This is a genomic window from Flavobacterium sp. CBA20B-1 (genome assembly GCF_028473145.1).
Lineage (GTDB): Bacteria > Bacteroidota > Bacteroidia > Flavobacteriales > Flavobacteriaceae > Flavobacterium.
In genome coordinates, this window is record NZ_CP092370.1 from 2,799,149 (window position 1) to 2,817,317 (window position 18,169).

At 34.0% G+C, this 18,169-nt stretch carries 17 protein-coding genes; 7 read left to right on the top strand and 10 right to left on the bottom strand.

Features of this window, described 5'->3' with window-relative positions:
- Window positions 1-31: 31 nt before the first annotated feature.
- Window positions 32-415: a hypothetical protein gene (locus tag MG290_RS13650; RefSeq protein ID WP_264561788.1), complete on the bottom strand. Its 384-nt coding sequence runs from the start codon at window positions 413-415 to the stop codon at window positions 32-34.
- Between the two features lie 230 nt (window positions 416-645).
- Between MG290_RS13650 and MG290_RS13655 the strand changes: the two genes are divergently transcribed.
- The gene (locus MG290_RS13655; RefSeq protein ID WP_264561789.1) at window positions 646-1,191 is read left to right on the top strand and encodes a hypothetical protein; all 546 of its coding nucleotides are present in this window, start codon (window positions 646-648) and stop codon (window positions 1,189-1,191) included.
- A 39-nt stretch (window positions 1,192-1,230) separates the two neighbouring features.
- On the opposite strand, the gene MG290_RS13660 is transcribed toward MG290_RS13655, so the two are convergent.
- From MG290_RS13660 to MG290_RS13680, 5 genes are all read right to left on the bottom strand, one after another.
- On the bottom strand, window positions 1,231-2,775 hold the full coding sequence (locus tag MG290_RS13660; protein ID WP_264561790.1) for an FMN-binding glutamate synthase family protein: 1,545 nt from the start codon (window positions 2,773-2,775) through the stop codon (window positions 1,231-1,233).
- Window positions 2,776-2,966: 191 nt separating this feature from the next.
- Window positions 2,967-3,530, bottom strand: coding sequence for a thioredoxin family protein (locus MG290_RS13665; RefSeq protein WP_264561791.1), 564 nt, complete (start codon window positions 3,528-3,530; stop codon window positions 2,967-2,969).
- A gap of 57 nt (window positions 3,531-3,587) precedes the next feature.
- Entirely contained in the window at window positions 3,588-4,688 is a 1,101-nt protein-coding gene (locus MG290_RS13670; RefSeq protein ID WP_264561792.1) for a hypothetical protein, read from the bottom strand.
- Window positions 4,689-4,761: 73 nt separating this feature from the next.
- Window positions 4,762-6,207 (bottom strand): glyceraldehyde-3-phosphate dehydrogenase, encoded by a 1,446-nt coding sequence (locus MG290_RS13675; RefSeq protein ID WP_264561793.1) that lies wholly within the window; start codon window positions 6,205-6,207, stop codon window positions 4,762-4,764.
- 117 nt (window positions 6,208-6,324) lie between these two features.
- Complete coding sequence (locus tag MG290_RS13680; protein ID WP_264561794.1) at window positions 6,325-7,719, bottom strand: Do family serine endopeptidase; 1,395 nt, start codon at window positions 7,717-7,719, stop codon at window positions 6,325-6,327.
- A gap of 120 nt (window positions 7,720-7,839) precedes the next feature.
- On the opposite strand from MG290_RS13680, the gene dapF reads away from it, so the two are divergent.
- From dapF to mltG, 3 genes are read left to right on the top strand one after another with little or no spacing between them, the layout of a single operon-like run.
- Window positions 7,840-8,634, top strand: coding sequence for a diaminopimelate epimerase (gene dapF, locus MG290_RS13685; RefSeq protein ID WP_264561795.1), 795 nt, complete (start codon window positions 7,840-7,842; stop codon window positions 8,632-8,634).
- Between the two features lie 2 nt (window positions 8,635-8,636).
- Window positions 8,637-9,173, top strand: a complete 537-nt coding sequence (locus MG290_RS13690) for a GNAT family N-acetyltransferase (RefSeq protein WP_257499537.1) — start codon at window positions 8,637-8,639, stop codon at window positions 9,171-9,173.
- The gene (mltG, locus tag MG290_RS13695) at window positions 9,163-10,200 is read left to right on the top strand and encodes an endolytic transglycosylase MltG (protein WP_264561796.1); all 1,038 of its coding nucleotides are present in this window, start codon (window positions 9,163-9,165) and stop codon (window positions 10,198-10,200) included. The genes MG290_RS13690 and mltG overlap by 11 nt, the downstream gene beginning before the upstream one ends.
- 40 nt (window positions 10,201-10,240) lie before the next feature.
- On the opposite strand, the gene MG290_RS13700 is transcribed toward mltG, so the two are convergent.
- From MG290_RS13700 to MG290_RS13715, 4 genes are read right to left on the bottom strand one after another with little or no spacing between them, the layout of a single operon-like run.
- Window positions 10,241-11,278, bottom strand: a complete 1,038-nt coding sequence (locus MG290_RS13700) for a hemin-degrading factor (protein WP_264561797.1) — start codon at window positions 11,276-11,278, stop codon at window positions 10,241-10,243.
- A gap of 13 nt (window positions 11,279-11,291) precedes the next feature.
- Complete coding sequence (locus MG290_RS13705; protein ID WP_264561798.1) at window positions 11,292-12,065, bottom strand: heme ABC transporter ATP-binding protein; 774 nt, start codon at window positions 12,063-12,065, stop codon at window positions 11,292-11,294.
- On the bottom strand, window positions 12,062-13,090 hold the full coding sequence (locus MG290_RS13710) for a FecCD family ABC transporter permease (protein ID WP_264561799.1): 1,029 nt from the start codon (window positions 13,088-13,090) through the stop codon (window positions 12,062-12,064). Before MG290_RS13710 ends, MG290_RS13705 begins: the two co-directional genes overlap by 4 nt.
- Window positions 13,090-13,950 carry a heme/hemin ABC transporter substrate-binding protein gene (locus tag MG290_RS13715; RefSeq protein ID WP_264561800.1) on the bottom strand — a complete coding sequence of 287 codons (861 nt, stop codon included), beginning with the start codon at window positions 13,948-13,950 and terminating at the stop codon, window positions 13,090-13,092. Before MG290_RS13715 ends, MG290_RS13710 begins: the two co-directional genes overlap by 1 nt.
- A gap of 147 nt (window positions 13,951-14,097) precedes the next feature.
- On the opposite strand from MG290_RS13715, the gene MG290_RS13720 reads away from it, so the two are divergent.
- The 3 genes from MG290_RS13720 (at window position 14,098) to MG290_RS13730 (ending at window position 18,150) form a co-directional block, all read left to right on the top strand.
- Complete coding sequence (locus tag MG290_RS13720; RefSeq protein ID WP_264561801.1) at window positions 14,098-16,215, top strand: TonB-dependent receptor plug domain-containing protein; 2,118 nt, start codon at window positions 14,098-14,100, stop codon at window positions 16,213-16,215.
- 12 nt (window positions 16,216-16,227) lie between these two features.
- Entirely contained in the window at window positions 16,228-17,328 is a 1,101-nt protein-coding gene (locus tag MG290_RS13725; RefSeq protein ID WP_264561802.1) for an HmuY family protein, read from the top strand.
- Window positions 17,329-17,493: 165 nt separating this feature from the next.
- Entirely contained in the window at window positions 17,494-18,150 is a 657-nt protein-coding gene (locus MG290_RS13730) for a peptidoglycan-binding protein LysM (protein ID WP_264561803.1), read from the top strand.
- Window positions 18,151-18,169: the final 19 nt, after the last annotated feature.

The following is an 18,169-nucleotide window of genomic DNA, read 5'->3' on the forward strand; positions in this document are numbered from 1 at the left end:
TAAACGTAAGTAGTTATCAAAATAATAATTATTAAAAATAAGGTTTTTGTGCAAACTGAATTGTGATTACATTACTGTCTAGATAACCTGCACGTTTTGCTTGAACGGTTACCGTAGTTATAGTATTGCTTGTGTATTGGTTACCCATTATTTCTTTGCCGTTCACATAAAAAGTGGCATCGGAAACAGCAGATCCACCACTCGTTGCTGATAACATCACCTGATTTCCTAATGGCGAAAAATACCTCTTTTTTTCAGTTGAATAAGAAGCGTTTGCAGTAAGTGTTAATTGCTGCCCAATATTTGGATTTTGATTTGGAACGGGTGTTTCTAATACAGTGTCATCTTCAGAGCATGAAGAAAAACCAATCACTGAAAAACTAGCTATTGCAATAAAGAATAAAATCTTTTTCATCTTAAATATATAAGGTTAATCGTTTACTAACTAAATAATGCTATAAAAATACAAAAAATATTGGTTAACCAAATTTTTTATGTTTGTTTTTTATAATATAGTTAATTTTTTTACGATTTCAATGATAAAGGATATGGTAAGTTATTTACCTTAAACGGCATTTCGCTTTAATTGTTAATTAATTGAAAAGGCAGACAGATGAAAATTCATTTTCTTGCTATCTTTGTTTTATGAAACGACTAACTATTTATGTTGCTAGCTTATTAAGTACAGGAGCTTATTCGCAAATTGGCGATGCTATTCACTGTGGGTACGACTTTACCAGTTATATTGTAGTAAAACCTCACGAAGACGGCAAAACACAAACCATAAACGGTTTAAAAATGACTATTTGCGATGAAGATGGCAATGAAGTAATAAATAAAGATTTTAAGTTAAGTTGGAAAAATAACAACCAACCGTTGCATTTTGTTCGCAATTACAAAATTGATTCTAATAATAAAAAATTAGAAGGTTTTGACGAGGGTAAATGGTTTTATTATTTTGCCGATGACCATTATTTGGTAACAGTTTCCAACACCTTTAATGCCGAAGATTATTATTTAAAAATCGAAGATACAGATGGCGCCGAAAATGGCGGACATTTTAAAACCTTTATGATGCAATTGGCACCTTATAATATGTATATCTTATGCACGTCTGAGGAAAAGCAAAAAGCCATGCAGTTTGGCAGAAGAATGAACAAACCTATTGATGTGGTTTTGGAAAAATATTAAATGAAAAACGGAAGAACAATTGTCTTCCGTTTTTTATGATTAGTTGATAACTGCTTCTTTATCTTTAAAATACATTTCTGCAAAAGTAATGTTTCTGCCGTGTTCAATACGTTTATGAAATACCTCTGGGCTTATTTCATTTGGTTTAGAGAAACCGCAAGCTCCAATAAATTCTCCAAAAGCTTTCATGGTGTTTTTATGAAAAGTGGCTACACGCACTGATTTGTCTGTAATATCCATACCTTCATACAACAAAGGATCTTGAGTGGCAATACCAACGGGGCAGTGTCCGCTGTCGCATTGCAAGGCTTGAATGCATCCCAAAGCAAACATCATTCCTCGGGCACTGTAACAAGCATCGGCACCTAATGACATATTTTTGGCTAAATCAAATGCTGAGATAATCTTTCCGGCAGCGATGATTTTAATTTGGTCACGCAAATTGTATTGTTTCAATATCTTGTTTGCAAAAACCAATGCATCCGATAGTGCCATTCCCATATAATCGATAAATTCTAATGGTGCAGCCCCGGTTCCACCTTCAGCGCCATCGATTGTAATAAAATCGGGATAAATTCCGGTTTCGCTAAACGCTTTTATGATATCTGTAAACTCGTCTTTTCGTCCAATACAAATTTTAAAACCTACGGGTTTACCACCACTTAAATTACGCATTTTTCCAATAAAGTATGCCAATTCAATAGCATTGCTAAAGGCAGAGTGCGATGATGGCGAGTGTACGGTTGTAAAAGGTTTTACATTACGAATTTTAGAAACCTCTAAAGTGTTTTTCTCAGCAGGTAATAATCCACCATGACCGGGTTTTGCTCCTTGAGAAAGCTTTAATTCAATCATTTTAACGTCGTCATATTGCGCTCTTTCGGCAAACAAAGCATCGTTAAAAAAACCATTTTCATCTCTACAGCCAAAATATCCGGTTCCAATTTGCCAAATTAAATCACCTCCTGATCTGTGATATGGTGAAATACCACCTTCTCCGGTGTTGTGCGCAAATCCTCCTAATTTAGCACCTTTGTTTAACGAAATAATCGCTTTTTTACTTAATGCGCCATAACTCATTGCACTAATATTATAAATACTTGCACTGTAAGGTTTGGCACATTGATCATTTCCAATTAAAGTTCTAAAGTTAAAATCAGAGATGTTTTTAGGATAAACAGAATGCGAAGCCCATTCATAACCAATGCGGTTTGGGTCATCTTGCATACCAAAGGATACGGTTTGCTTGGCATTTTTAGCACGTTGGTAAACAATAGATCGCTCACGGCGGTTAAAAGGTTTACCATCTAGCTCACCTTCCCAAAAATATTGACGCAATTCTGGGCGAATTTCTTCTAAAATGTATCTTAAACGCCCAATAATTGGATAGTTTTTGCGAATGGTATGCTTCGTTTGAAAAGCATCTTTAAACGCTAAATAAAACAAAACTGCAGGCAATATGAGTGATATTATACTCCAACTTCTAAAGATTACGAGGTACAATGTAACAATTAAATAGGTAATAACAAATGCCCAAATAACTTGCCTAATTACAAAACGATTAAAAAATTTTTGATGTAACATACATTCTTAAATGCAAAAATTGTTGTTGTTTAATAATTGATTTTAATACCTATTGTTCTTAATTTTTTATAAAATAACCATCAAGCTTCTCTTTCAAATTCGATGTCTTTATTTTATTCTAGAAAATCTGTTCATTTTCTAAAATGAAAAAAAGAAAAATAGTGTTCGCAAAGGTAAGAAACATTTTGATTTTAAAGTGTATTTTTCCATTTAATATTACACCCGATACTTGGTTTTTGCAAAGGATTAACACTTCGGTTGTACAAGATTGAATCAATGGCGTTGCGAAGGTCGTTTCCATTGGTGGGAATTCCGTTTTTTGGGCGTGAATCATCTAATTGACCGCGATAGATTAATTTGTTTTGTGCATCGAACAAATACAAATCGGGAGTGCATGCTGCATCGTATTTTTTAGCTACTTCTTGCGTTTCATCATATAAATAAGGAAAACCGAATTTATGTTGAAAAGCAAACTCACTCATTTTATCAGGTGCATCATCAGGATATGCAACAGCGTCGTTGCTGGAGATGGCTACAAATCCAATTCCCTGTACGCGGTAATCATTTGCCACACGAACAATTTCTTCTATTACATGCAACACAAAAGGACAGTGGTTGCAGATAAACATAACAACTGTTCCGTGGTTTCCATTTATGTCATTAAACGATTTCCATTCGTTACTATTTGTATCGGGCAGAAAAAAATCGGGTGCTGTTGTACCTAAGGCTAACATGTTTGAAGGTGTTCGTGCCATTTTTTTTTGAAATTTAGTAAAATAAAACAAATTAGGGAAACATAAATAATTGAAGTATTAGTAATACTCAATCTCTGTTTCATATATGTTTCGAACAGAATTGTTTTCTGTAATAATCATTTTTGTAACATTATTTTTTGTATCATAAAAATATTCGTATTTCAAAATACCTTTTTTTGATAATGGATTAAATAAAATGAATTTGCCAATGTCATCGCTAATGAACGTACACACAATATTTGAAATGTTTTGATTTTCATTGTATGAAAAAATGGCTTCTAATGTATCATTATCGACACTTTTTTCAATAATTTTATCAAGCATTTTATTATTGAGATAAGAATAATCAATTGTTCCCATTTTTCTTACATCATTGAGGCTACCAAGAGACAAATTATAACGCTCGTTTATTAATTTTTGATTATTATTGTAGGTGTAATGATGTTCGTCATCAGAGAAATAAGTCGAATAACGCTTGGACAGTACTTTAATAAGATTGTTTTGATGATCATAGCTATAATCAACATCTTGTGAAACAGTTTGTTTTATTTCTTTGTTGAGTAATTCCTCAAAACGAATCATGTTATAATTAATGAGTTTTCCTTGAGAGTTATAAGTGTAATTTAAAGAAGTTTCTACAAAGCCTTTGTAAATATTCTCTCTTTTTATTAGTTTAAGACCGTCATAATAGTATTTATACTCCTTAATATCTGTATCTTTACCCTCCATATATTTTACAATTTGGTAAATTATATTTTTATCTTCATATTCCTTTAATATTTCTTCAGAATATCTTTCATAGATTTTTTCAGAATTACTATAATATTTTTTATAAATACTTTTTTCTCGATTATTCTCCCTTGTGTAAACTCCTAGTTTTGATTTTTTATTTTGGTTATAATATATGTGTTTTGTAAACTGACCGTCCATATTATATTCTCGAACTTCTATAGTATCTCTTCTGAGATTAGTATATGAGTTTGATTGAAAATAAGTAATACGTTTTATTTTATTTACTTTAATTATAGAATCATTGTCATACTTATTTTGGACAAAAATATTAAAAAATCTAGAAGGCGTATTATCAAGATATATTTGACTGTATGAGGTAAAATATAATAAATTTATAAAAAAAAATATGTAGAGTTTTCTTATCATTTTTTAGTTTTATGCTAATATAGAATAAAAAAAGCCAACTAAAAAGCTGGCTTTAAAATATGTTGTGTATCTACTAATAGTAAACGTATCTGCGTACTTTAGCAATGTGTTTTGCTAAACGAATCACTTGGTGGCTGTAGCCATATTCGTTGTCGTACCAAATGTATAATACAATGTTTTTACCATCGGCTGAAACAATTGTTGCGTTAGAATCATAAATTGCTGGTGCTGATGTTCCAACGATGTCTGATGAAACCAATTCGTTGTTTAACGAATATTTAATTTGCTCTACCAATTCACCTTCTAAAGCATATTGTTTCATTATTTTGTTTAAATCTGCTACCGAAGTTTGTTTTCCAACTTCTAAATTCAATACAACTAATGAACCATTTGGAACAGGTACACGAATGGCATTAGAGGTTAGTTTACCTGCTAAACTTGGTAATGCTTTTGCAACTGCAGAACCAGCACCCGTTTCGGTAATTACCATGTTTAAGGCTGCTGCTCTTCCACGACGGTATTTTTTGTGCATGTTATCCACCAAATTTTGGTCGTTTGTATAGGCGTGAATGGTTTCTAAATGTCCTTTCACCACTCCTAATTCTTCTTCAATAACAGCTAAAACAGGTGTGATAGCGTTTGTAGTACAAGAAGCTGCAGACCAAATCGGAGTTTCGTCGATATTATAATCTTCATGGTTTACACCATAAACAACATTCGGAACACCTTTTCCTGGTGCTGTAAGTAAAACTTGTGTTGCACCTTTAGATTTTAAGTGACGAGATAAAGCGGCTTCGTCTTTAAAAACACCTGTGTTATCAATAACCAATGCATCGTTGATACCATATTGTGTATAATCGATATCTTCTGGTTGAGCGGCAGAAATCATGCGAACAGGTGAACCATTGATAATCAACGATTCGTTTTCAACATCAATTCCTACTGATCCTTCAAAATCTCCGTGGATAGAATCTAATCGAAGTAAAGATGCACGCTTTTCTAATGAAGCTTCATCGTTTTTATCGCGTGTTACGATTGCTTTTAGGCGTAATTGTTGACCTTTACCAATTTTAGCCATTAATTCACGTGCTAATAAACGGCCAATGCGACCAAACCCGTATAAAACAACGTCTTTTGGCTCAATTGTATTTCCTTCTTTTGCACCTTTTAACTTGTCCACAACAAATGACAAAGAATCGTTGTATTTGTTGTCTTCTAGATGGAATTCATACGTTAATTTACCAATATCAATGCGCGCTGCTGGCAAATCTGCGGTTTGAATGGCACGAGCAATTTCAACAGTGTCAAAAATATTAATTGGTTTTTCAACAAATTTTGCAGCATATTCATGTAAATTAATAATGTCGCTCACGCTACGGTCAATTAATTGGTTTCTAAATAAAACCAATTCAATTGATTTGTCATACCATAAATCATTAACGATTTTAATAAACTCTACGCAAGCTTTTCTTCTGTCTGCTTGGAAAGCCAATTCTTTTTCGTATAAATTATTTTCCATTTGGGGTGTAAATTGTGTTGTATTTTAAAAAGTTGTACAAAAATATTAATTTTTATGATATACAAGCACATATAATTAAAAAAGTAGCTTTTTTATAAGCTACTTTTTATCAACACATTACAAAATCAATCGTAATCGTTCGCCTCTTGGAGTGATTAAATCCATGCGGAGTTGTTCCTGATTTAGTTTTGAAAGGATTTCGTTGGCGTGTTCCGTATTTTTGATTTTAGAACCATTCACTGCCAAAATAATCGCATTTTTCAATTCACTTTCATATGCTTTAAAACGCTCATTGGATATACCGTTGATTTTAACACCGTAATTAATTCCCAATGTTTTTTGTTCTTTTGGTGACAAATTTTCAATTTCGAATCCGTTAAATTGAATTTGGGCAATTTCTTTTTTACTTAATTTAACTACTAATTCTTTGTCTTGATTGTTTCGTTTTAAAGAAACTGTTACTTCGTCGTTCGGACGTTTGGTGGCAATGATGCTGTTTAAATCTAGAAAAGAATTGATTCCTTTGCCGTCTATTTTATAAATAATATCGCCTTTTTTGATACCTGCAGCTTCGGCTCCTGAATTTTTTGTTACGTTTTCCACATAAAATCCTTGTTTAAAGGTGAGCTTGTTTTCTGCTGCAATTTGACTGTTCACTTCATAACCTTGCACCCCCAAAATACCTTGTTGCACTTTTCCGTATTCCATTAAATCGTTCACTATTTTTCGAGCTAAATTAGAGGGAATAGCAAACGAATAACCTACATAAGATCCCGTTGCAGAAGAAATCATGGTGTTGATACCAATTAAATCGCCGTTGCTGTTTACCAATGCACCGCCTGAATTTCCCGGATTCACAGCCGCATCGGTTTGAATGAATGATTGAATACCGTTTTCTGATAAATTGCGGGCTTTGGCTGAAACAATTCCGGCTGTAACAGTAGATGTTAAATTGTAAGGATTTCCCACTGCTAGCACCCAATCGCCCACACTAATGGCATCAGAATCGGCGAAAGTTGTAAACGGTAGTTTCTCAGACGTATTGATTTTTAAAAGGGCAATATCCATTTTAGAATCGGTTCCTACCAATTTTGCTTTAAAGGTGCGGTTGTCGTTTAGCGTAATTTCCAATTCACTTGCACCTTGAATTACGTGATTATTCGTAATGATATATCCGTCTTCCGAAATAATCACACCAGAACCCGTACCCACTTGTGCATAGGTTTGCCCACCGCCTTGGTATCCATAGAAATATTCCATTATGGGGTTTCGTGGTGCATTTCTAAATGATACATTTTTAACGTGTACCACCGAATGAATGGTTTTTTCTGCGGCCAACTTAAAATTAGGCGCTTCAAAAACCGAATTGTTCACATTTCGAAAAGGTGCACTTGTGGTAATTTCTTTTGCGTTTTCAAAATAATTGGTATCTTCAAAAAACAATTTGTACGACCCCAATGTTACAACACCACTTAACAACGATGTTGCTAAAATAGTTCCTATATTTTTCATATAATTATTTAATGTTTATTTATTTAACAGTAAAATTACAATAGTACTAAATCATTAAAAAACAGTTTAACGCTTGTTAACACTACTTAACGAAGCTTTAATATTTTATATCTTTGCACAATGAAGCAATTAACATTTTATAAATACCAAGGCACCGGGAATGACTTTATTATGGTTGATAACCGCAGCCTTTTCTTTCAAAAAAATGATGCAGCAACAATCGCTTTTTTGTGCGACAGAAGATTTGGAATTGGAGGTGATGGATTAATTTTACTAGAAAATGATGCTACTGCCGATTTTAAAATGGTTTATTACAATGCCGATGGAAACGAAAGCACTATGTGTGGCAACGGCGGACGTTGTATTGTTTCCTTTGCGCATTTTTTAGGAATTTTTTCAAATGAAACCACTTTTAATGCGATTGATGGTTTGCACCATGCAACTATTAATAAGGAAGATGTGGTAGCTTTGCAAATGATTGATATTGCAAAGGATACCATTAAGAATGAAAACAATTTTACGTTTTTGTTTACCGGATCGCCACATCATGTGGAACTAGTCAATGATTTGAAAAATTTTAATGTTTTTGAAAACGGGAAAAACATTCGTTACAGCGACCAATACAAACCCGGCGGAACGAATGTAAATTTCGTTGAACAATTATCAAACGATTCTTTTAAAATACGAACATATGAGCGTGGCGTGGAAGACGAAACCTTATCTTGCGGTACCGGAGCAACGGCTGTGGCACTTGCAATGAACAGTTTAGAAAAAACTACTGCAAACAAAATCACTATTCAGGTTGAAGGTGGAGAAGTGCAAGTTTCTTTCGATCAAAACGAAGAAAAATACTACAACGTTATGTTAACCGGAGCTGCTCAACAAGTTTTTAAAGGAGAAATTTCTATCGATTGAATATGTTTTTAAGAGGAAATAAAGTTCATTTACGTGCATTAGAACCCGAAGATTTATCATTTTTATACGAAATTGAAAACGATGAATTGTTGTGGGAAGTAAGCCATACCCAAGCTCCTTATTCTAAATGGTTGCTTAAAAATTATTTGGAAAACAGTCATCAGGATATTTACGAAGTAAAACAACTGCGGTTAGCTATTGCCGAAAATGGCTCTAATCATTTAATAGGGTTAATTGATTTATATGATTTTGATCCTAAAAACAGTAGAGTTGGTTTGGGAATTGTTGTGAAAAGCAGTGAAGAACGAAACAAAGGTTTTGGCAGCGAATCGGTAGAACTTTTGTTGGGATATGCGTTTCATATCTTAAATGTTCATCAAATATATGTTAATGTTGCTGCAACAAACCACGCAAGTATCAAGCTTTTTTCTAAATTTGGTTTCGAAAAAGTAGGCGTTAAAAAACAGTGGAACAAAATCGGAGCTGTATATGTTGATGAACTGCTGTACCAATTAATAAATCCTTTAAATGAAAATTAATAAATTAGTTAGCTATGTAGCTGTACTTGGCGTTTTTGCTGCCTTGATTTTTGGTTATAGTCTGTACAGAAAAGCTTTCACGCCCAATACCAATTTTGCAGATAAAAGTATTTACATTCATATACCTACCAATGCCACTTACAGCCAAGTGCAAGACTCGTTAAAAAAATATGTAAAAAACTACACTTCTTTAGAAGGTCTTTTTTCAAAATTGGGTGAATCGGCAACAGTAGAACCTGGAAGATACCTTATTGAAAATGGTTACAATAACTACCGAATTGTTAAAGCACTGCGCAGAAACGTGCCTGTAAAACTTACATTTAATAACCAAGAAACCCTTGAAAAGTTATTGCAACGTATTTCGTCGCAAGTGGAACCCGATATTGCAGATTTATACCAAACTTTTACGGAACCTGCTTTTTTGGAGGAAATGGGCATGAATAAAGACAATGTTTTAGCCATGTGCATGCCCAACACCTATGAAGTTTATTGGAATACCACCCCCTTAAAAATTAGAAATATTCTGCAAAAGGAATACATCCGTTTTTGGAACGATGAACGAAAAGCAAAAGCAAAAGCATTAGGTTTAAAGCCTGTTCAAGTGGCTTCTTTAGCTGCAATTGTTCAAAAAGAAACGGCAAAAGTAGATGAGCGTCCACGAGTTGCAGGTGCATATTTAAACCGATTGAACCAAGATATGCTGCTACAAGCAGATCCAACGGTGGTTTATGCTAAAAAAGCATTATCGAATGATTTTGAACAAGTTATAAAGCGTGTTTATTTAAAAGATTTAACATTAAACCATCCATTTAACACATATAAATTCAAAGGAATACCCAACGGATTAATCGCTATGCCCGACGAAAGTTCAATTGATGCGGTGTTAAATGCAGAAAAACACAATTATATATATTTTTGTGCCAGTGTTGAACGAATTGGGTATCACGAATTTGCATCAACTATAGACGAGCATGCCAAAAATCGAGAAAAATATACCAGTTGGTTAAATAAAAGAAATATTAAATAAAAGAAAGGTTGCTTTAAAACAACCTTTCTTTCTTTCCTAATTAATTCAATTTCTCAACCGTTGTTCTCCAAACATCTAATTCTGGGATACCTGGTTTGCGTTTTCCAAAGAACTGAACAATAATATCGCCCATTTCATTAAAAACTTCAATTGCTGTAACCACGCCATCTTCGGTGGGTTTGCGAACCACCCAAGTTTGTGCAATTTTACTCATATCTAAATGCAGGTTAAAATCGGGATCCATGATATTGTACCATTCTTGATGCCACATGGTTTTGCGAATATTTCCTGTATGAATTTGGATGTTTCCTTTGTTGCCCACAAAAACCATAATTGGTGTTTTTTCTTTAGCAACTTCTTCTAGCATGGTGACAATTGCATCTTTTGAGATTTGTTTTGCATGAAAATCAGACGGAGCCAAACGCAATGCTTGTGTACGAGAAACACCAAATTTACGCAACATTCCAAAAAACTCGTGGGTATCTTTTAAATCTATCCATGCTTGTTTAAAACCTTCTACATCAATTTCGTTGTCTGGTTTTTCGTCTAAGTTAACTGTATAAGCTTCGGTGGTTTCATATGGTTGCTGATCTTCGCTTTTGTATTTTTCAACTAATGCATCAAAAGCCGTTTCATTACTTTCGGCTGTTAAAAATATTTTGTGAATCGCTTCGCCATCTTTTCCAAAAAACTGAATACTTTTTGATGTTCCTCGTGCATTTTCTTCTGTTACTGCAAATGCTTTTTTCCAATGCGACAAGAAAATTCGTAAGTCAATATCTTCGCCCACAAATAAACCTGCATGTGGATTAGAAAAATCTCCGTTCAAATAAATTCCTTTGCGTTCATGTACACATTCGTCGTTTCTGGTTAAAGCCATCACTTTGCCCAACGATTCCATTTCTGATAAAATTTCTTTAAATTCCGGGCGTAAACGTGTAACACCATTGTCTATTTTTGTTGCCAATAATTCCATTTCACTAACGCCTAATTGTGCTGCAGCGTTGCGTATTCTTAAATGTGGTTGCTCTTGTTTTAGCAAATCCCATTGTGTTTTTAAACTTTCTGTTGTATTCATAATTGATTAAAATTTATCCAAATAATATAATAGGTTGTTTGTTTTTAGGATGAGGTGTAATACTGCACGGATATTGATACACCCTTGAAATACGTTCTTGAGTGAGTACTTTTTGGGGTTCATCGAATATCTCCACGCAGCTTTTGTTCATTAATAGTAAGCGATCGGCAAATTGTGCGGCAATGTTTAAATCGTGTAAAACCACCAAAGCCGAATTGTTTTGTTGGGTGAATTCTTTTATTAAATGTAAGGTTTTGAATTGATGCGCCACATCGAGATTATTCAAAGGTTCATCTAACAATAATAATTTATTTTCAACAGAATTTTCTAATTGAGCAAAAACGCGTGCTAAATGTAAACGCTGTTTTTCACCACCAGACAATTGTTCATATTCGCGGTCATTTAAATGATTGGTTTGGGTATTTGCCATCCATTTTTCTACAATTTTTAAATCGTTTGCATGTGGTTCTGCATTAAAGTAAGGATACCTGCCCATGAGCACAATTTCATCGTTTTTTAAGTTGATTTCATTGGAATGATGCTGCGAAAATTTTGCCCTATGAAAGGGAATTTCGTCTTTTTTGTAGGATTTAATCTCGGTGTTTTTAAAAAAGAATTTTTCAGATTGATACGAAATTTCGTTTGCCACACAACTTAAAAAGGTGGATTTTCCTGCTCCGTTTGGACCAACAATGGCAATGAGTTCGCCTTTATGAATCTCTAAATTGATATTTTTTAAAAGAAAGCGATTGTTTACTTGAACGTTTAAATTGTGAATTTGTATCATTTTAATTTTCTTTTATAATTGATTAAAATTGAAATAAAAACAGGCGCTCCCATTATAGCTGTTAAAATACCAATGGGCAATTCTGCCGGAATCACAATTAATCTACTAATGGTATCGGCAATTAAAAGCACAACGGCTCCTAAAAGCATCGACAAAGGCAAAAGTATGGTATAGTTGGAATGAAACACAAAGCGTAATATATAAGGCACTACTAAACCAATAAAACCAATGGTTCCGTTGAAAGAAACCACGCAACCCACCATTAGTGAAGATGCAATGATGATTTGTTTTTTAGTTTTTTCAATGTGGAAACCTAAGTGTGCCGCTTCTTTTTCGCCTAACATCAAAGCGTTGAGCACTTTGCCTTTTTTAAGTAAAAATATACTTCCGCCCGCAACAACAATAAATACCAACAAAACTTTCCACCAATTTGCTCCGGCTAAACTACCCAATGACCAAAAGGTGATGTTTCGCAGTTCTTCTTCTGTTGAAATATAGGTTAAAAAACCGGTGACAGCACCTGTTAAAGCTGTGATTGCCACACCCGAAAGCAACAAAATGAGCACATGGGTTTTTCCGTTTGAAGTGGCCATTTTATATACAAACCACATAGTTAATAATGCACCTATAAACGCCATAATACTCAGCAATATGTATCGAAAAAAAGCAGGAAGCAAAGGCATTATTGCCGAACCAAAAACAATTGTTAAAGCCGCAAACAATACCGCTCCTGATGTGATGCCAATTAAATCGGGCGATGCCAACGGATTTTTAAACAAACCTTGCAAACTGGTACCGCTAATTGCCAATGCAGCACCTGTTAAAATGGCCATTAAAATGCGCGGAATACGCAGCTCTATTAAAACAAAAGAATCGGGTGTATGTGTACGTGTAGAAAAATAGGTGCTGATGATTTCTGTTATCGACGTGTTAAAATCATAAGCACCCAAATACAATGCTGTTACCAAAGCAACCAGTAAAACAATGTAAAACAAGCGTTTGTAAACAGCAATTTTCTTTTTCATTATTGTAATTTGTTATGTAATTCAATAACTGCTTCTCCTAAACGAGGACCAAAACCAGAAAGTAATTGCCCGTCCATGGTAACAACTTTTTTATTCTTACCAGCATTTGTTGCCGCAATACCGTCTATTTTCAGTAAACCATCTACGCCACCAACACTTTGCAAACCGCTATCGAACATTAAAATCACATCGGGATTTGTAGTAAGCAAAGCTTCTGGAGTTAACGGTTTAAAATCGGTTAAAGCTGCGGCTGCATTTTCAGCACCTGCCAACTCTATCATGTTGTGCAAAGGCGTTTGTTTACCAGCAACCATTAAATTTCCTGCACCACGCGCATAGATAAAAAGCACTTTAGGTTTTTTTGCAAAAGGTTGAATGGTACTTATTTTCGTTGAAATATGATCTAAAAGAGGTTGATAATTTTCTTTATTTAGTTTTGATGCAACTTGTGTAATTAGCTGCTTAGTACCCTCCACGCTATATTCTTGGTCAATAAGTACTAAGGGAACATTTGCTTTTTTTAATTGCTCGTTTAAATTGGGATTCATGTCCTTCGTTGTTCCAAAAACCACTGTTGGTTGCAGTGCCAAAATACTTTCTGCTGTAATGGAGCGAACATGTCCCAAATCGGTTGCTTTTAAATCATTCGGAAAAGTAGAAGTAACATCTCTTCCTACAATTTTTTCTGATGCATCTAATGCCGCTAAGGTTTCAGTTACTGCACCGTTTAATGACACAATTCGCGAGGTGTTTATTGCTGGTTCATTGGCTGTGTTTGTACCATTATTCTCGGTACTCGATTTTTGATTGCAGCTTACTAAAACCATTGTAAATGCAATAACAGTAAGAACTTTTTTCATTTTACTATTTATATTAAGATTAAATTAAATTCTTTTACGCATCACAAAATTAGATATAATTTCTAAAAAAACAACATTTATTTAGAATAAATAAAAATAACTTTTTACTTTTGCTTTCGTTATTTAACATTAGAATAAATAAAAATAATGAAAATTAAATACATATATCTTTCTTTAATTTGTATGAATGGGCTTGTACTGCAAGCACAAGTTGATTCATTAGAACAAAGGATAGATGATACAGAGCTTGAAGAGTTGGTTATTACTAGTCAAATAGAACCACAGTCGCTGAAAAAAGCGATCAACAATGTTCGTGTAATCTCTAAAGAAGATATTCAAAATTTAGCAGCAGTTACTTTAAGTGATGTTTTAAATCAATACATTAATATAACAGTGACTCCAAGCGGAACTTCAGGTAGATCAACTGTTTCAATGTTTGGTTTAAATGCTGCTTACTTTAAAATTCTGGTTGATAATGTTCCTTTGGTAAATGAAAATGGTTTAGGAAATAATACCGATTTAAGCCAGATAAGTTTGGATGATGTGGAACAAATTGAAATTATTGAAGGCGCAATGGGGGTAACTCATGGAGCCAATGCTGTGAGCGGTATTTTGAACATTATTACTAAGAAAAAATCAGACTATAAGTGGGAGATTTCCGCTAATCTTCAAGAAGAATCAGTTGGAAATGAATTTAATTTTTTTAACGAAGGTAAGCATATTCAAAACATAAAAATAAATCATAATATAAACGATAATTGGTTTGTAACTTTCGGTTTCAATCGAATTGATTTTCAAGGATATATGGGTGATCAAGTTGGTGCATTTCACGATTTTAACGATGGCAAGCGCGGGTATCAATGGAATCCTTATAAGCAAATGCAACCCAATGCTTTACTAAGCTATCAAAAAGAGAATCTGCGTTTGTTTTATAAATTCGAGTATCTATCGAAAGAAATCGCATATTTTCATCCAACAGTTCAATCTGGTTACAATAACACTTTTGGAGCCTATAAATATAGCAACGATGAACGCTTTTTTATTGATAGAATTTACAATCATTTGAACGCTTCAGGTACCATTTTAGATCAAATTCATTTTAATGTCTCAGCATCCTATCAAACGCAAAAGCGCGAAGAAGAAACATTTCGCTTTAATCTAACAAACCATACCGAAAGTTTGAACAGCAAATTGCGAGACCAATCAATGGAAGTACTTTATTCAACAGGAACTTTCAGTAATTTTTTCGATAACGCTGCATTTAATCTTCAGTTGGGATATGAACTAGTAAGCAATAAAGGCTTTTCAGTGGTTGATGCAGAATTGAATCAAAAAAAAGAAATTAGTAAAACAATTAATAATTACGACTTTTTTGCTTTGTCTGAGATTCATATAAGCGAACGTTTCTCTATTCGTCCAGGTGTTCGTTATTCTTTGCAGTCGATGTTTGATAACCAATATTCTTATTCTTTTGGTGGAAGATATCTATTAAATAACGGTTTTGAAGCCCGTGCTGCATTAGGAAGGTCTTACAGAACTCCCGATTTTCAAGAGTTGTATTTTAGGAATATTTTTGATGGACACTATTTCGTAGGAAACGAAAATCTAACGCCTGAAACAAGTAATTCTTTCGAAGCAAGTATTAAAAAAATCTCCACTTTTAAAAATTCTTTACTGTCAAATCATCTAATGGTTAGTATGAACCAAATTAAAGACCGTATTACCAGCGCTTATGTTGGAAACAACGGAGCTACACCCATGTATGAGAATATCAATGTAAGCAAATACAAGAGCATTAATATATCAACTACCAATCAGTTTAAAATGAACAACTGGAACTTTGCATTAAACAGCTCATTCACTTGGATTTCGCAGTTAATAGATAATGCCGAATATAGAACGTCAGACGAATATTTATTCATGTATAGTGCAAACGCAAATGCATCCTATTACATACCTAGATGGAACACCACATTTGCGGCATATTACAAATTTACAAGCAAAATGCCTCAGTGGGTCATAGGTTCCAACAATTATGTTTTGTCAGAAATAGCATCTTATAGTTGGTTTGATGCGTCTATTCGAAAAGGTTTTTGGGAGAATAAATTAGAAGCAACAATAGGAGCTCGGAATTTATTTAACATTGGCAATGTAAACCAAACCCGCTTAAACGAAGGCGGAGGACATGCAATAGACTCAAATATCCTGTTGGCATACGGACGCAGTTATTTTATTAAGTTAACATATAATTTCAATTTTAATTAATATATTTTAGATATGAAAACATCAATTTTCATTTTAGCAGCCGCTTCTTTTATTTTTACGTCTTGTTCAGACGACAACAACACAGCAAATGAACCAATCATTAAACCAGTTGACAAGGGTACAATTGCTGCACAAGTAGGTGGTCCAAACCAACCCAATCAAGTGTTTGTAGATTTAAGCACAAATAAGCAAACAAGTGTTCAGCGCGATACGTGGGATTTAGGTTTTTCAACTGGATCTGATTTTAGAGTAATTATTAACGGTTCTGTAAAAATGGCTGTTAAAAAATTGCAAACTACCAATATAGATGCTGTTCAAACCGAAGATCCTACTGTGGCAGTAGGTTATAGTACAATGGCTAGTTGGGGATATGTGGATAACCCCACAGGTATTTTAACTGGAAATGGTGGCGGAACCGGTACTGCCATCTCAGAGATTTCTGCGACAGCTGCTGATAACTATGTGTATTTAGTCAACATGGGATTTGAAGTAGGTACAACTGCACCAAGTCCGGGTTCTGTAGCTTTAGATGGGGAGCCGCGTGGCTGGAAAAAAGTGCGAATTACTAGAGATGGTAATGATTATATTGTAGATTATGCAAATTTAGCTGATACAACACACAAAACGGTTAAGATATCTAAAAAAGCAGATTTTAATTTTACCTTTTTAAACTTAACTACAGGACAAGAGGTTGCTGTGCAACCAGCTAAAAAGCAATGGGATTTGTCGTTCACTGGTTTTACAAACTATTTTCCTTATGGTCAAGATCAAATTACATATTATTTTGCCGACTTTATCACCACAAATATTCATAGTGGAACAAAAGTTTATATGGTGCAATCAACTGCAGCGAATTTGGATTCTGAATTTGCCGCTTTTTCGAAAGCTAATGTAGAAGAAACGCAATTCACCACATCTATCACCGATCAAAGAGTTATTGGAGATACTTGGAGAAATGGTGGAGGACCTTCTTCACAGCCAAGTATTAAAGACGATCGTTTTTACATTGTGAAAGATGTAGATGGAAATGTATTTAAAGTTAAATTCATTGCAATGAGTAACGATGCGGGCGAAAGAGGTAATCCTGTTTTTGAATATGAATTACTTAAGTAAAACCCATATAAGTTTATAAAGAAAGGCTCACGTTTTTGTGAGCCTTTTTTTTTATCAAATGTTAATGAAATCTTATAAAAGTGTTGAAAATCAGTATTTTAAAAATTAATCGTATCTTTGCACATTGAAATTCAAATAGTGACAGTGTTTGAGAAATGATTTAGAATGATAAAAAAATGTTCTTATTTTATTGTAATTGCTTTTGCAGTTGCCCTCATTACAATGGCTTTTAAAGGTGTTGAATCACCTGAAACAGTGAGCAATTATTACAAAGTAACCACCCCATTGGCGTATAATGTGTGTACCGAAAAGGAAATCTTAAAAAACACAAAAGAAATCGAAAACAAAGAACCGTTCTCAATAAAAACTACTGGTTCATTTATAGATTTTAAAGAAGCTTTGGCTTTGCAGGAATCAAATGTAAATTACCAATCGGTTAATTCGTATGGATATATGGGAAAATATCAATTCGGTAAGGGAACCTTGAAATTTATAGGCATAAAAAATACCGATGATTTTTTAAATAATCCAGCGCTGCAAGAAAAAGCGTTTGTTGCTTATATCCAAAAAAACAAATGGATATTACGCAGAGAAATTAAAAAGTATGCTGGTAAAACCATCGCAGGAATATCGATCAGCGAATCAGGCATGCTCGCTGCCGCCCATTTAGGAGGAGCAGGTGCTGTGCAAGATTTTTTACGATCAAATGGCTCAGTGACTTTCGTGGATGGGTATGGAACAAACATCAGAACCTACTTAGCTAAATTTGCAAATTATGATTTAAAAGAAATTAAGGCAGCTAAAAATCCAAGGGTTATTTAAAAAAAATAATACTCCGATA

Coding starts and splice junctions, on each gene's coding strand:
- MG290_RS13650 (WP_264561788.1), bottom strand. CDS start 415: ATGAAAAAGATTTTATTCTTTATTGCAATAGCTAGTTTTTCAGTGATT.
- MG290_RS13655 (WP_264561789.1), top strand. CDS start 646: ATGAAACGACTAACTATTTATGTTGCTAGCTTATTAAGTACAGGAGCT.
- MG290_RS13660 (WP_264561790.1), bottom strand. CDS start 2,775: ATGTTACATCAAAAATTTTTTAATCGTTTTGTAATTAGGCAAGTTATT.
- MG290_RS13665 (WP_264561791.1), bottom strand. CDS start 3,530: ATGGCACGAACACCTTCAAACATGTTAGCCTTAGGTACAACAGCACCC.
- MG290_RS13670 (WP_264561792.1), bottom strand. CDS start 4,688: ATGATAAGAAAACTCTACATATTTTTTTTTATAAATTTATTATATTTT.
- MG290_RS13675 (WP_264561793.1), bottom strand. CDS start 6,207: ATGGAAAATAATTTATACGAAAAAGAATTGGCTTTCCAAGCAGACAGA.
- MG290_RS13680 (WP_264561794.1), bottom strand. CDS start 7,719: ATGAAAAATATAGGAACTATTTTAGCAACATCGTTGTTAAGTGGTGTT.
- dapF (WP_264561795.1), top strand. CDS start 7,840: ATGAAGCAATTAACATTTTATAAATACCAAGGCACCGGGAATGACTTT.
- MG290_RS13690 (WP_257499537.1), top strand. CDS start 8,637: ATGTTTTTAAGAGGAAATAAAGTTCATTTACGTGCATTAGAACCCGAA.
- mltG (WP_264561796.1), top strand. CDS start 9,163: ATGAAAATTAATAAATTAGTTAGCTATGTAGCTGTACTTGGCGTTTTT.
- MG290_RS13700 (WP_264561797.1), bottom strand. CDS start 11,278: ATGAATACAACAGAAAGTTTAAAAACACAATGGGATTTGCTAAAACAA.
- MG290_RS13705 (WP_264561798.1), bottom strand. CDS start 12,065: ATGATACAAATTCACAATTTAAACGTTCAAGTAAACAATCGCTTTCTT.
- MG290_RS13710 (WP_264561799.1), bottom strand. CDS start 13,090: ATGAAAAAGAAAATTGCTGTTTACAAACGCTTGTTTTACATTGTTTTA.
- MG290_RS13715 (WP_264561800.1), bottom strand. CDS start 13,950: ATGAAAAAAGTTCTTACTGTTATTGCATTTACAATGGTTTTAGTAAGC.
- MG290_RS13720 (WP_264561801.1), top strand. CDS start 14,098: ATGAAAATTAAATACATATATCTTTCTTTAATTTGTATGAATGGGCTT.
- MG290_RS13725 (WP_264561802.1), top strand. CDS start 16,228: ATGAAAACATCAATTTTCATTTTAGCAGCCGCTTCTTTTATTTTTACG.
- MG290_RS13730 (WP_264561803.1), top strand. CDS start 17,494: ATGATAAAAAAATGTTCTTATTTTATTGTAATTGCTTTTGCAGTTGCC.